This is a genomic window from Pseudomonas sp. ESBL9 (assembly GCF_036668715.1).
Taxonomy (GTDB): domain Bacteria; phylum Pseudomonadota; class Gammaproteobacteria; order Pseudomonadales; family Pseudomonadaceae; genus Aquipseudomonas; species Aquipseudomonas lundensis.
Genome location: NZ_JAZEVV010000001.1, coordinates 924,601 through 936,399, shown reverse-complemented (window position 1 = coordinate 936,399; position 11,799 = coordinate 924,601). Strand labels below are relative to the sequence as shown.

The 11,799-nt window shown below is 54.0% G+C and carries 11 protein-coding genes; 9 read left to right on the top strand and 2 right to left on the bottom strand.

The features are described from left to right. Positions 1-8: 8 nt before the first annotated feature. The 4 genes from V6F78_RS04030 (at position 9) to V6F78_RS04015 (ending at position 3,286) form a co-directional block, all read left to right on the top strand. Positions 9-941: a hypothetical protein gene (locus tag V6F78_RS04030; protein ID WP_332726664.1), complete on the top strand. Its 933-nt coding sequence runs from the start codon at positions 9-11 to the stop codon at positions 939-941. Positions 942-1,068: 127 nt separating this feature from the next. Further along, a complete protein-coding gene (locus V6F78_RS04025; protein ID WP_332726663.1) occupies positions 1,069-1,632 on the top strand; it encodes a HEPN-associated N-terminal domain-containing protein in 564 nt (187 codons plus the stop codon). Positions 1,633-1,635: 3 nt separating this feature from the next. Next, positions 1,636-2,412, top strand: a complete 777-nt coding sequence (locus V6F78_RS04020; protein ID WP_332726662.1) for an RES family NAD+ phosphorylase — start codon at positions 1,636-1,638, stop codon at positions 2,410-2,412. A gap of 181 nt (positions 2,413-2,593) precedes the next feature. Further along, the gene (locus V6F78_RS04015) at positions 2,594-3,286 is read left to right on the top strand and encodes an ImmA/IrrE family metallo-endopeptidase (RefSeq protein ID WP_207239198.1); all 693 of its coding nucleotides are present in this window, start codon (positions 2,594-2,596) and stop codon (positions 3,284-3,286) included. 112 nt (positions 3,287-3,398) lie between these two features. Here the strand turns inward: V6F78_RS04015 and V6F78_RS04010 are convergent, their stop codons facing one another. Then, positions 3,399-3,767 carry a histone-like nucleoid-structuring protein, MvaT/MvaU family gene (locus V6F78_RS04010; protein ID WP_181127188.1) on the bottom strand — a complete coding sequence of 123 codons (369 nt, stop codon included), beginning with the start codon at positions 3,765-3,767 and terminating at the stop codon, positions 3,399-3,401. A 554-nt stretch (positions 3,768-4,321) separates the two neighbouring features. Here V6F78_RS04010 and V6F78_RS04005 point away from each other — a divergent pair. The 3 genes from V6F78_RS04005 to V6F78_RS03995 are packed head-to-tail and all read left to right on the top strand — an operon-like array spanning position 4,322 to position 6,421. Then, positions 4,322-4,789 carry a hypothetical protein gene (locus V6F78_RS04005; RefSeq protein WP_258198680.1) on the top strand — a complete coding sequence of 156 codons (468 nt, stop codon included), beginning with the start codon at positions 4,322-4,324 and terminating at the stop codon, positions 4,787-4,789. Positions 4,790-4,800: 11 nt separating this feature from the next. Beyond that, the gene (locus tag V6F78_RS04000) at positions 4,801-5,760 is read left to right on the top strand and encodes an MvdC/MvdD family ATP grasp protein (protein ID WP_181127187.1); all 960 of its coding nucleotides are present in this window, start codon (positions 4,801-4,803) and stop codon (positions 5,758-5,760) included. Then, positions 5,747-6,421, top strand: a complete 675-nt coding sequence (locus V6F78_RS03995; RefSeq protein ID WP_332726661.1) for a hypothetical protein — start codon at positions 5,747-5,749, stop codon at positions 6,419-6,421. The genes V6F78_RS04000 and V6F78_RS03995 overlap by 14 nt, the downstream gene beginning before the upstream one ends. Before the next feature lie 153 nt (positions 6,422-6,574). Here the strand turns inward: V6F78_RS03995 and V6F78_RS03990 are convergent, their stop codons facing one another. Further along, complete coding sequence (locus V6F78_RS03990) at positions 6,575-7,369, bottom strand: hypothetical protein (protein WP_181127185.1); 795 nt, start codon at positions 7,367-7,369, stop codon at positions 6,575-6,577. Between the two features lie 688 nt (positions 7,370-8,057). Here V6F78_RS03990 and V6F78_RS03985 point away from each other — a divergent pair. Further along, positions 8,058-9,959, top strand: a complete 1,902-nt coding sequence (locus V6F78_RS03985; protein ID WP_332726660.1) for an ATP-dependent nuclease — start codon at positions 8,058-8,060, stop codon at positions 9,957-9,959. Next, complete coding sequence (locus V6F78_RS03980; protein ID WP_332726659.1) at positions 9,959-11,752, top strand: ATP-dependent helicase; 1,794 nt, start codon at positions 9,959-9,961, stop codon at positions 11,750-11,752. Before V6F78_RS03985 ends, V6F78_RS03980 begins: the two co-directional genes overlap by 1 nt. The last annotated feature ends 47 nt before the right edge of the window (positions 11,753-11,799 follow it).

Genomic DNA, 11,799 nt, shown 5'->3' with positions numbered 1-11,799 from the left:
CATACTGTGTGGATTTGGCCAAAGAATTAACCATTGGCGGTGCTCATCAGGCCTATTTCAACCAAAACCAGCCACGTAGCCGTTTTCTGTTCCAGTGCTCATCACCGGAATGCAGGGCGCTCAAGGTGGTGCCAAAAATCACAGCCGTCAATTACTACATCCACCCGACCGAAAAAGCGCGCGTCAAATCTCCGCATTACAAAGACAACGAGCACTATGACCATCATGCGGACTGCGAGTGGATGCTGCCAGATGAGGACGAAGGTAGCGATGCGCCGTTGCCCGGAGAGACTGAGTTACAGACCCGCACACGCTTGGCAAAACGCCAACTCACTTCGGTAATCGATATCTTTGTTCCCCCGACACAGCCAGAACAACCCGTGGTACGTCCACCTCGAGCCGCACCAGGCGACGAGGACGAGGCAGGAGCTATTCGTCGACGGGGCGGTGGCGGCGCAGAAGGCACCCGATCCGATCGGAAGCACCGAAGCGGTGACCTGCGTGAGCTAGTGGATTACTACCACGACACACGCGAAGCCTTGAAAGACCTCTTTCCCGAGGTAACGATCAACGTGACAGGGCGTGGTGAAATACCGTTGCGTTCGTACTTCAAGAAGGTGGCTTGGGCCAGACCTGACACTGCAGGATACGTCTACAACGGCGGTGGCCGGATTGAGCCGCGTGAAGGGGCCGGCTTCGTATTCAACTTCTATGACAAGGTTACGGACAAAGATGCCTCTCTCCAGATCTCTGATGAGGTCATGACTCAGCACCGATCAAGGCGCTATGTGAATGAAATTCTCGATCAGGCACGGCTGGTAAGGTACTTCACGTTCTATTTCCTCGGCACCTTCACCTATCACGAGGCCAGCGACACCATGGTTGCACAGGTTACTGACCTTCGCTGCCTGGCGATTGACTTGGGGCCGTTGAGGAACTGAGCTTCAGTAGAGATGGCAGCTCCTAACCATTGGCAAGGGCGGCACCCGATGGGTAAATGCTTAAATCAGCGAGAGGCCTTCGCCTAGACGTAGATAGGCGCCGTGTAATGCAGCAAAGGAGCAAGTGATGCGTCAAGTGGTGTGTACCGATTGCCTTACCGAAACCTTCCTGCAGGATCATGCTTCGGAGAACGATATCAGCGAGTGTGACTACTGCGACCGAGAGCTCCCAGTCATGGACATGGATGAGCTGGTGGAACTCTGCGAAACGGCAATCCACGCCTCGTTCCGTGAGGTTCAGCAACCGAATTCAGTGATTCATCATGGTTACCCACCGATCGGTGAAAGTCTGTATGACGTGCTGGAGCGCATGCTGGGTTCCGATGAGACCCTGCTTTCTGACATCCATGAGCGCTTGCTCGACTCTTGGAGTTGTCCAGATGATGACGATCCTTGTTTCGAAGAGGAAACAGAGGCTTCGTCCGAGTTGACTATCGGTTGGCGGAAAATGGAGCACAGCTTGAAGTTCGAATCGCGGCTGGCAAATCCCTTGGTGGGGTCAATCCTGACAATGGTCTTCGACGGCATAGAAGATCTGCGCTCGGTGGACGACCGGTCAGCCATTGTGATCGCAGGCCAAGGTTATCCAATCTCGTCATTCCAACGGGGTAGGGTGTTTCAGGATGAGTAGAGCATGGAGGAAGCGCTGACTCACCCTGAAAAGCATCTCGGCCCGGTACCAGGAGGCAAGGGATCTCCTGGCCGAATGAACGCCAAGGGAATTTCGGTTTTTTACGGCGCAACAGATGACCACACGGCAATTGCGGAGGTGCGCCCTCCGGTTGGCAGCATGGTAGTTACCGCGCGGTTCGACGTAATCCGGCCTCTGAGGCTTCTCAACCTGAACGACCTGGCTTCAATGCGTCCGCATCGGGGGTTGAGCTACTTCAATCCAATTCGCAGGAGCCTCACCGAACGCTGCGCGTTTCTGAAAGACTTACAGCGCCAGCTGACGATGCCAGTTATGCCGGACTCGGCGGAAAGCGGGTATCTGATCACGCAAGCTATTGCCGATTTCCTTGCAACCCATGAAAAGCTGAATCTCGACGGTATCTTATTTCCCTCTGTGCAGGTGCAACAGGATACGTCACCGGGGCAGAACGTCATTCTTTTCAACAAGGCCAGTGGGGTAGAAAGGCTCGAGGACACACAAAAGGCTGAGTATGTGAGTCTCTGGGAACCGGATGAAGATAGGTTGGTGTATTACCCAGAGTACTGGGAAGCGGAACCTAAAGACTCAGATCAATCCTCCCGGTACGTCCCTCTGGTACCTCCGCCGGAGCCAAGCCTACGTCTAGCTCGAGACGGCATTGTGATTCACAAAATCCAGGGAGTCCGCTTCAGCACCGAGATCGACCCAGTCCACTATGTTCCTTGGTCGCAGGACAGGAAATACCATGGGTTTCGATAGCGTGGCTGGTTCCTAACGAGAGCTCGGATCTTATAAGGGATCTCGGAACCCATCGGAGTTTAGCGGGCCAGTACCAGCCGTACCGTTCATCGGCAAAACCTATATATTGGGTTAGGCACATATTGAAAGCACTACATATTGGGCTAAATTGTGCTTGAGAGCCTACATCTGGTGTTTTGCCATGAACGAAGCCCATATCGAGAAAGCAGCGACCGATCTTCTCATGCAGATTTACCGTGATCGCCGTTACCTGTGGCCAGATCAAGATGTTCCGCCGATGATGATGCGCAGCCCCCGGATCGCTGCCATGGTCTGCGGCTACGACTACCATGAGCATCCCACCCTGGGAGACACCCATTTCAATCGGCACAACACCGGTACTCGTATCGCGGGCCTGATTGACCGTCAATCGAACAAGATCGCCGTCGCGACTGAGTTTGGTGACAAAGTCCAGCTCTTCACCGGCGCGCATGAGATCGGCCATCTTGTGCTCCACGAAGACACTGTCATGCACCGCGACCGCGCTTTTGACGGCAGTATTCTGCAGGCACCACGTGCACCTGCAGAACGACAAGCCGATCGCTTCGCCGCCTGCTTCCTCATGCCTCAAAAACTGGTGAGGGAACGGTTCGAGTTCATGTTCTGCTGTAAGGGCCAATTGCGCTTCAGCGACGTGATTGCCTATCACCTCGACCCCAACAATCCGGATCGGCTTCTCTACTCCCCGAAAGAGTCGGGAGAACGTGAGCTGGCGCTGGCGCGATGCACCCGGTTCAACAACCAGCACCTAGTTTCGCTGGCCCAGCAATTTGGTGTCTCGGATTCGGCGATGGCCATCCGGCTCAAGGAGCTGGAGTTGGTGCGGTGGCCTTAGGGAGGGCAGGGCGGGGACGCGGGGTAGTCGGGAGCAGCTTGGAGAGACATCCAATTTTCTTGGTAAGAAAAAAGGAGCCCTTGCAAGGCCCCTTATTTTTGCGCGGGAAGATTTACTTAGCTAACCAGCTTTCGACCTCGTCAGCACCGTACTGGCTTTTCCACTCTTTAAGGGTCTTGTGGTTACCACCCTTGGTCTCCACGAGCTCACCTGAGTGGGGGTTCTTGTAAACCTTAGCCTGGCGAGGTTTGCGGGTACTTTTTTCAGCCACAACGGCTGGCGCGCGTCGAGTAGCAGATTGCGGGTCAAGAATGGCCACAACATTACGCAAGCTATATCCGTACTCAGAAAGAAGGGCGCGGAGCTTTTTTTCAAACTCGATTTCGCGCTTCAGGCCATCATGGTTTTTGAGGGCCTCGAGTTCGGCCAACTGTGCTGCAAGTTGTTGCTCCAACGCACGGAATTCTGCGAGTCTGGACATTTGTTACCCCTATATGTAGTGCGTCGAGTATAGGCGTGGGGTTGCAGGCCATCAATGCTCAGACTCAAGCCGCAGCGTGAGGCCAAGCTAGAGGGTAGGTACGTCATTAAGCTTGCGATCATGGAGAGAGGGGGCCAGGTTTCCCTTGAGCAGCGCGCTGACCTTGCGCAAGAGTTCGTGCCGCGCGGCATGCTCATGAGCCTGAGCTGCGCGGCTTTGACGATCAGGCTGAGTAAGCGTTGAGCATCGCTATCAAACGAGCTGATAGGCCCCCGTTAAATTGGGAGCGTACCTCTCGGCAAGGCGCGGAATGCATTTGAACAACTCGCCGTACGCGAAGCGGAGGTGCCTGAAGCGCAACTGCCGTGGAAAGACCTGTGCACGATCCTCAGCGCCGCAATGACATAAAGCACGGGGCATGTAGGGTTTTATGGAGTATTGGGGCTGCGAAGGAGCGCAACACACTGGCCTAGGGGGGGCTCAGCAACGAACATGACGAATCACTCAGTTCTCCGTAATATGTTGGCATATCGCCATACAGGAGTTTCAGCGTAATGCCTACGGTCTCTCTCCCCGCATACAAGGCACTTTCACCACTGCTCGCAAGAAACGCTGTGCCGAGAACAGGTACCGACAATCTGCCAGGCTACTACTCGAGTCAGCACGATATGTGGGTTGTTGAGACACCTAGTGGTATTCAGCCAGTCATTGCTCGTGGAGCGCTAGACGAGCTTCTCACCAAGACGAAGGTCAATAGTGAAGAGGATGACGACTCGTTCGTGACGCTCGAAACGCTCACAAAAACATACTCCAAGCCCGAAAGTGACGACGATCTCACTTCCAAGGGACAGGCCTCTCATCTGCTCCAACTGATGACCAAGACCGATACGGTGATCGAAGAGGATGACCCGGGTGACAGCTACGCCATGCTGGAACTAATGACCAAAACCGAGGCGGAGCTTGAGCATGATGATCCAGGGGATATGCAATTCGGCCTCGATGAGCGCTTTTACCTGGATTGAGGCTTTCCACTATGTTTCTGCTGGTCACTAATCGCCGCGACATAACGATGGACTTCGTCGTCGCAGAGCTCCAACGCCGAGGCTTGCCTTACTTCAGGCTGAACACTGAACTGCTCCCTCTGTCCCAAAGCACGCTGGGCGTCAGCGCCATGAACGATTGGACAATTGAGCTGGAAGGGAAACGAATCACGGGGCATGACGTGACCGCTGCCTATTTTCGAAGGCCTGGCGCGCCACAAGCACCTGAGGCAGTCCTAGATGCGGGTGAGCGTGCCTACATTGAGGCGGAATGGAGCAGCTTCCTGAAGAGTCTCTATTTCAGATTGGACGGTTGCTGGTTCAGTGACCCAACTCAGATCTTTCTGGCTGAAGATAAACCGCGACAGCTCCTGATTGCGCGCCAGCTCGGTTTCAATATCCCGGATACCGCCATCACGAACCAGCTGAAGGCCGCCGAGTTACTGACGGCACACGGAAGGGCTATTGGGAAGCCTCTGCGGCAAGCAGTATTGCCGGGCGCGCTGGAGAAGGTGATGTTCACCTCACGGCTGCAACCATTGACCGAAGCAGACGCGCCTGCCCTGGGCCTTGCGCCGTTGATCATCCAAGCGGAGGTGCCGAAAAAATATGATGTCCGCGTCACTGTCGTTGGCGCGCAGGTGTTCGCTACCGCCATCTGGTCTCAGGATAACGAAGAAACCGAGGTTGACTGGCGACGCGGTAGTCGCCCTGACTTGCGACACGAGGTCATTAGCTTGCCCGATGAAGTAGTTGCTCAATGTCGTGAACTGGTGCGCTGCCTGAATTTACGGTATGGCGCTATTGATCTCGTGTGCGACCGGGATGAAAAGCTGTGGTTTTTGGAGATCAATCCAAACGGTCAGTGGGCCTGGATCGAAAATCAAACCGGATACCCAATTGCCGCGGCAATCGTTGATGAGCTGGAGATGATCCAAAATGGCCCGGTTTGATAGGCAGTTGTTTTGGCCGACCCTGGTTCCACCTACGCCTGAACAGGTTGCGGCAAATGACCAAATGCGTGCCGGGTGGAAGGCCTCAGTCAACGACGGCAATTGGGATCTGCAGAGTGAGATAGCGTTGGAAGAGGCGCGCCGGATGTACGACGCCGAGCAGGAGCGTCGTAAAGGTGCTGACACGAAAGCAGGGGTCTATCTTGCGGCAGTAACCGCACTCATCCCGGTGTTGGTGTCGTTACTGCCGACCCTTTGGAGCGACAAGTCCAATAAAGCCCTTGGCGCCCTGTCGCTAGCGGTGTTTGCGCTTGCAGTGGCGTATGTCCTTCGAGCAGGGTACAGCGCGTTTTGCGTACTGCGCGTGAGCAATGCCCACATGGTGGGGGCCGGAGACATTTCACGCTGCTGGAGCACGCAACAGCCCGCCGCGAGCTTGGCCAAGTCAATCGCCATCAAAGTCATCGAAAACTACCCGGGCAACAACGCCAAGGTGAGCTATATCAAGCTGGCGCATGACTACCTCTTGCGGGCGTTTTTCGTTTTCACCGTGCTGTTGGCTGTACAGGCGCTGTGGCCTTGCGCGACATGGGTGGTAGAAGAGATTTTCAAGCTCATGGCACCCGAGGTGAGACGACCGCTAATGATGTGCCTTTCGTGACCCATTACACCTACCGAGCAGAACAAAGTGTGCCCACCGTTAATATGGGCCGTATTGGAGTGTGCCGTTAATCAAAAGTCCTGCCCTAGAAGACACAATTAAGGGCAGGATTATCTTGCCCACAGCATGTCTCGTGATGATTTGAATATGGGCCTATGGGATACCAGGCATAAGTGCTTTAGCCTTAGACTTGTCGAGTATCCTATCGACAAGTAACGGCGACAATCTTTCAAACTTAAATCGTAAACATTTCGAGCGATTATCTTGCCTTAGCAACCGAAGGATTAAGTTGCCGCTTGGAGACATTCGGTAAAAAACATCTCGCTGGCTGTCCAAGGCATAAATCTCTCTTCGCCACCAGCTTCTCCTAACTAAAATCAAGTCGTGCGCACTTGTCTTCATCCTGATATCATCGCGGTCATTCGATACAAAAGCATGCTCCATGATATATCCCTTTTCCTGGCAGATCATCATAAGCTGTTTAAGCGGAGGATAAACATCTTGGTACTGGCAGCTGACCCTCTTGAAAACAGAGAGTTCACCATGAAATCGTGCCAGCCAAGCTTTCATTGCGACCACACGATGATTCCCTATAGTGCAGTAAGCAGCCCCTCCGGTGAAGTTAATTTTCAGATGATCACGAGCTCCCGGCGCTGGAAATTTATTCTGCTCTAAGTCGGACTCAAAATATTTTACGATAGCTTTTCGCTGCTCATCCCACCCTTCACATTTCAATCGCTTAGCGGCCTCGCGCCAAGTCGATCCCTGAGGATAAAATTCCCTAGATTGAAGTGCCACAAGATCCCCGATGGGAAGATCGACATAAAAAGGGCCGTAAACGACGTTTTGAGTCGCAAACGCGGCAATTGTCTCTCCACTATAAATATCCTCATCCATTACTCCGCCTTCCAGGGCCTCATTAGCACAAGCGTATATCTCATCTTTCATACGGTTACCATTGGCTCCACAGTGATTGAGGTTATGGTACATTTTTTGTTGATGGCATCTCCGATTTCGAGCAAGTTTCGTATTTTCTACGTTTGCAAAGATTGGGAACAGTCCAATAGCGCCGTGCCAACAATCAACATGGTTTGACTATTCCCTTTGATAGCAGGCCTTTAGATTCCCCAGGCCTCATTGAGATATTCTCATGTGCCCCCGGACTTCAATCACGCCGAGTGCTTGAGGTACTACCTCGCTTCGCTTAACAAAGGATGTTTTCGCACCGAATCCGGAAACTTTAACCACAGCTAGCTCAGCGATTTATTAACAAAGGGCTGATCTTCGCCTGTAGCATAACAGGCCTCAGCGGACGTCAAAACACACAAATTACAGCAGTAAATAATCATCACGCGCAGTCTCTACTAGACCGGCCAACGAGAGTCCTTACCAAGCTTACGGTATTGGCCCTTTCTATGGTTTGGATGACTGCGCCTAAAGTTTAAGTCCATTCTTAAGCGCTTCAGCGCCATCGTGATAGGGACTGGTGCACCCTCCGTGGCATCATGTTCGGAAGGGGTGGTAACGTATTGCCACCATAGGCGCAGTGTTGTCTGCACGACGTAGCTGGCCGGGACGAAAACGAGCGCACCTAGCAATCTTGTTTGCGCAGACAATTTATGAAGAAGGGATGCTCATGTATTTACGTACGCTGGACGTTCAGGGCTTCAAGTGTTTTGGGGAGCCGTTCTCGATCGAGCTCCATGACGGCCTAAACGTCCTGGTCGGCGAAAACGGGGCCGGTAAGACTGGAGTCGTCAGTGCGATACGTCAGCTGTTCAACGACTCTGAGTCGGGCAAGCGGATTATCAGCGAGCGCGATTTCCATAGGGGGTTTGGCAAGGATGATGTCGCGGCTGAAGAGATCAAAATTCAGGCGACCTTCTCGGGTCTCGACGAGAACGATGTCATTGCATTTGACACCTGGTGCGGCAACCATGCTGAGGCGAAACTCACCTTCACGGCCCTAAACCAGGAATCTCGTGGCAGGTTCAAACATCATACTTACGGTGGTCACGAGTACAACAAAGCGTTTGAAACCGAGAAATTGGACTATGTCCACTGTGTCTACCTACCGCCGTTACGCGACGCTGAAACTAAGCTGAGAGAGGGGCGCCAGTCCCGCCTCGCGCGCCTACTCAAAGCGCTCTGCCGCAAGGACATAGAAGCCGCCAGAAAGGCTCGTGTGCTGCATCCCTTGGAGCAGCATGTTGGGGACTTCAATCGCCAGCTATCAGAGAGCGACCAATTTGCTATCAAAGCGGCCAACCAGCGAATTGGCGACAGCCTAAAAGCTGCCCTGGGTGCTCATCTCTCTCAGGGCACGATGATCCAGTTTTCGGAAGTGAGCTTCTCCCGAATCGTGGAAGGCCTGAGGCTCCTGTACTTTCCAGACTTGAGCAACGCTGACGCAGCACAATTTCGGGCGTTGGAAGAAAACAGCCTGGGCTACAACAACCTGCTGTACATCGCTTCCATTCTGGCAGAGCTTGCCTATGAGGCTGATGCAGGGCAGGGCGAGAAAACGTACCTGCGCCTGCTGTTGATCGAGGAGCCGGAGGCGCACCTTCACCCCCAGCTTCAGCTCCGGCTCCTTCGGCACCTAAAGAAGGCTGCTGAGGCTCGCGGAATGCAGGTGATCATAACCACCCACTCGACTGTGATCACCGCTGCCGTATCGGTTGATCACGTTATCCACCTGTCCAACCTGAGCCACCCCAAGGCAGTGCCCCTCAGGAACTGCGGCCTGCCCACGCAGAGCCGACAATTTGTGGACAGATGGCTTGATGCGACGAAGTCGAACCTGCTGTTCGCCAAGGGCACAATCCTAGTCGAGGGCATAGCGGAGGCCATGGTCTTGCCGGCGCTCGCCAAGATCGTACTGCAGCGCTTCGGCGATGGGCGAGATTCCCTGGACGACTACGGTGTGTCGGTCATCAATCTGGGTGGAATCTATTTCAACCACTTCATGCAGCTGTTCTGCGACGTCAAAGTTGAGCTTCAAGGTGAAAATATACCTGTCAGGTGCTCAGGACTGACCGACAACGATCCTCCAAAGTCAGCGATGGAGGACGATGGAGAGGGCGGTCAAAAGAGCGCTGCATTTCTGCCCCATGCAGACAACTGCATCGTCGGCAACAACCCGGCGCTGGGATTGCAGAAGCACATCGGCCTGTCTGAGTTCGGTCGCCTATTCGCGGGAAAATACAAAACGTTCGAGTACGACATCGCAATGGAAGGCGACAACCTCAAGATAATGCTGATCGTCGCTGCTGGACTCTGGCAGGCCCAAGATGGGCCGGTGGTAAAGGGTCTGAAAGCAGACGCGGAACTCGATTTTGCCTCTATGACCTCCGCCCAGCGGGCGCCCTATGCCTGCGCACTACTGGATCGTATTGACTCCGATGACATTGGCAAGGGTGTTTACGCCCAAGCCTTCGCAGATGTATTAGAGGCAAATGGGGCCGGCTTCGTGGTGCCGGTATACATCCGCCAGGCCATCCTCTGGGCATGCGGTCTGGAAGAGGGTACAGCCTGATGGCGGCACAGGATGAACCAGCCCAAGCGGGTGCAGCCGACATCAAGTTCACCGACCAGCAGCAGAGATACATTGATGCACCTTTGGATCGGCATGTCTACTTAAGAGCCTGCCCCGGTAGCGGCAAAACCGAGGTAGTGGCTGCCAAGGTATGCAAGATTATCCAGGAGTGGAACCACCACCCTTCTGGGATCGCTTTGCTCACCTTTCTCAATAGCGCCACCGAAGAGCTCCAGAGCAGGGTTTATAAGTACCTGCGTGAGCCATTGGGCTTGCCGCACTACATCTCCACCTTCGACAGTTTCGTGCTCACACACCTGCTATCGAGTATCGCCAGCGAGATCACGGGCTTTCAAGGCCGGGACGGCGACTTCCGCATTCGGATCATCGACAAGTCAGCTGATATCTACCACACGCGCATCAAGATCTGTGGACGCACCGTATCAGCCTGTCGATACAACTACGATAAAACATCCAAACGCTACGTCTTTTCCACCAACGATCGAAAGTGGGATAACGAAGCCAACCTCGCCCAACAGGACGAGGCCGACCAAAAGGCACTGCTGTCGAACAAAAAGCGGCTTTGGGCCGCTGGCTTTGCGACCTACGGTGACGTCGATATTCTCGCTTTGGTAGGCATGCAGGAAGAAAAATTCAAAGATTACTTCTCGCGTATTGCACGCCGATTCCCGTTGGTGATCGTCGATGAGTGCCAAGACTTGTCGGCAGAGCAGCTTTTGATCGTCAAAAGGCTGATCCTACTAGGCGTGAAATTCCATTTTGTAGGTGACCTTAACCAGTCAATTTATGGTTTCAGGAAATCGAATCCCGCAAACGTGCGTCGGCGCATGGAGGAGCTTGGCTTTGAGGAGTACGTCCTCAACGAGAATTGGCGAAGCGGCCAAGCCATCGTAGATGTGTGTTCCAACATTCTTCAATCCGACCGTGTAGTGGGAAATCCTAATATTGCTTCAGTAAAGCCAAGGGTCGTCGAGTATCAGAACTGCCCGTCGGAGGTGCTTCCAGCCATTCGAGAAATGAGCCTGATACATGACAAGGTGGTGGTGGTCGCGCGCGGACATACAACACTCCAGCGCTTAAGTACTGGTAGAGCTTTCGAGGGCATCGAGCTGCTGGCGCTGGCCTGCATAAACCTCAAAGCAGGCAGGTTGACGGACATTGCGCAATGCCTGGAAACATTCGGTAAGTGGCTGGCGGCCCGGCTAAAACTGCAGGTGACGAAAGCAGGCCCTTACTGCCCTATGGATATTGAATCAAAACTGGCCTGGCGCATATTCCTTCACGACGGTCTCCAGTTCTTGTTAGAGCACGGCGTAGGAGATGGTAATCAGACCTGGTCGGACTGGGCCCGGGCAGCAAAAATTACGCTTGGAAAGCTGCCAGATCAAAAATTCGTACCGGTAGAGGTGCGTGAGCATTTAGACGGGCTGAGAGGCCTTAATTTGCGAGCCCGTTCTGGGCAGGGGAAGATGCTGATCTCCGAAAGGTTGACCGGGGTACCCGATGTAGCCGCCCAACGTGACTGCCTGCGTTTCGAGACGATTCACGGGGTCAAAGGTGAAACACACGACGTGACCGTGGTTGTATCGTCACAGAAGCCAGGCGTGCATCAGTCGCACTGGAAGGACTGGCTGCGTGACCGGGCTTCCGAACCTGCGAGATTTGCCTACGTGGCGAGCTCACGACCGAAGCATGTGCTTATTTGGGCAGTGAAAAAATTGAAGGCTGAAGATCGGCTGGTGCTTGAGGGCCTGGGATTCGAGATCCCGTAGATGTTTAGGTAGGGGCGACCCTAGCGTTAATCGCGATGGGGAGGCGT

Coding starts and splice junctions, on each gene's coding strand:
- V6F78_RS04025 (WP_332726663.1), top strand. CDS start 1,069: ATGCGTCAAGTGGTGTGTACCGATTGCCTTACCGAAACCTTCCTGCAG.
- V6F78_RS04020 (WP_332726662.1), top strand. CDS start 1,636: ATGGAGGAAGCGCTGACTCACCCTGAAAAGCATCTCGGCCCGGTACCA.
- V6F78_RS04015 (WP_207239198.1), top strand. CDS start 2,594: ATGAACGAAGCCCATATCGAGAAAGCAGCGACCGATCTTCTCATGCAG.
- V6F78_RS04010 (WP_181127188.1), bottom strand. CDS start 3,767: ATGTCCAGACTCGCAGAATTCCGTGCGTTGGAGCAACAACTTGCAGCA.
- V6F78_RS04005 (WP_258198680.1), top strand. CDS start 4,322: ATGCCTACGGTCTCTCTCCCCGCATACAAGGCACTTTCACCACTGCTC.
- V6F78_RS04000 (WP_181127187.1), top strand. CDS start 4,801: ATGTTTCTGCTGGTCACTAATCGCCGCGACATAACGATGGACTTCGTC.
- V6F78_RS03995 (WP_332726661.1), top strand. CDS start 5,747: ATGGCCCGGTTTGATAGGCAGTTGTTTTGGCCGACCCTGGTTCCACCT.
- V6F78_RS03990 (WP_181127185.1), bottom strand. CDS start 7,369: ATGAAAGATGAGATATACGCTTGTGCTAATGAGGCCCTGGAAGGCGGA.
- V6F78_RS03985 (WP_332726660.1), top strand. CDS start 8,058: ATGTATTTACGTACGCTGGACGTTCAGGGCTTCAAGTGTTTTGGGGAG.
- V6F78_RS03980 (WP_332726659.1), top strand. CDS start 9,959: ATGGCGGCACAGGATGAACCAGCCCAAGCGGGTGCAGCCGACATCAAG.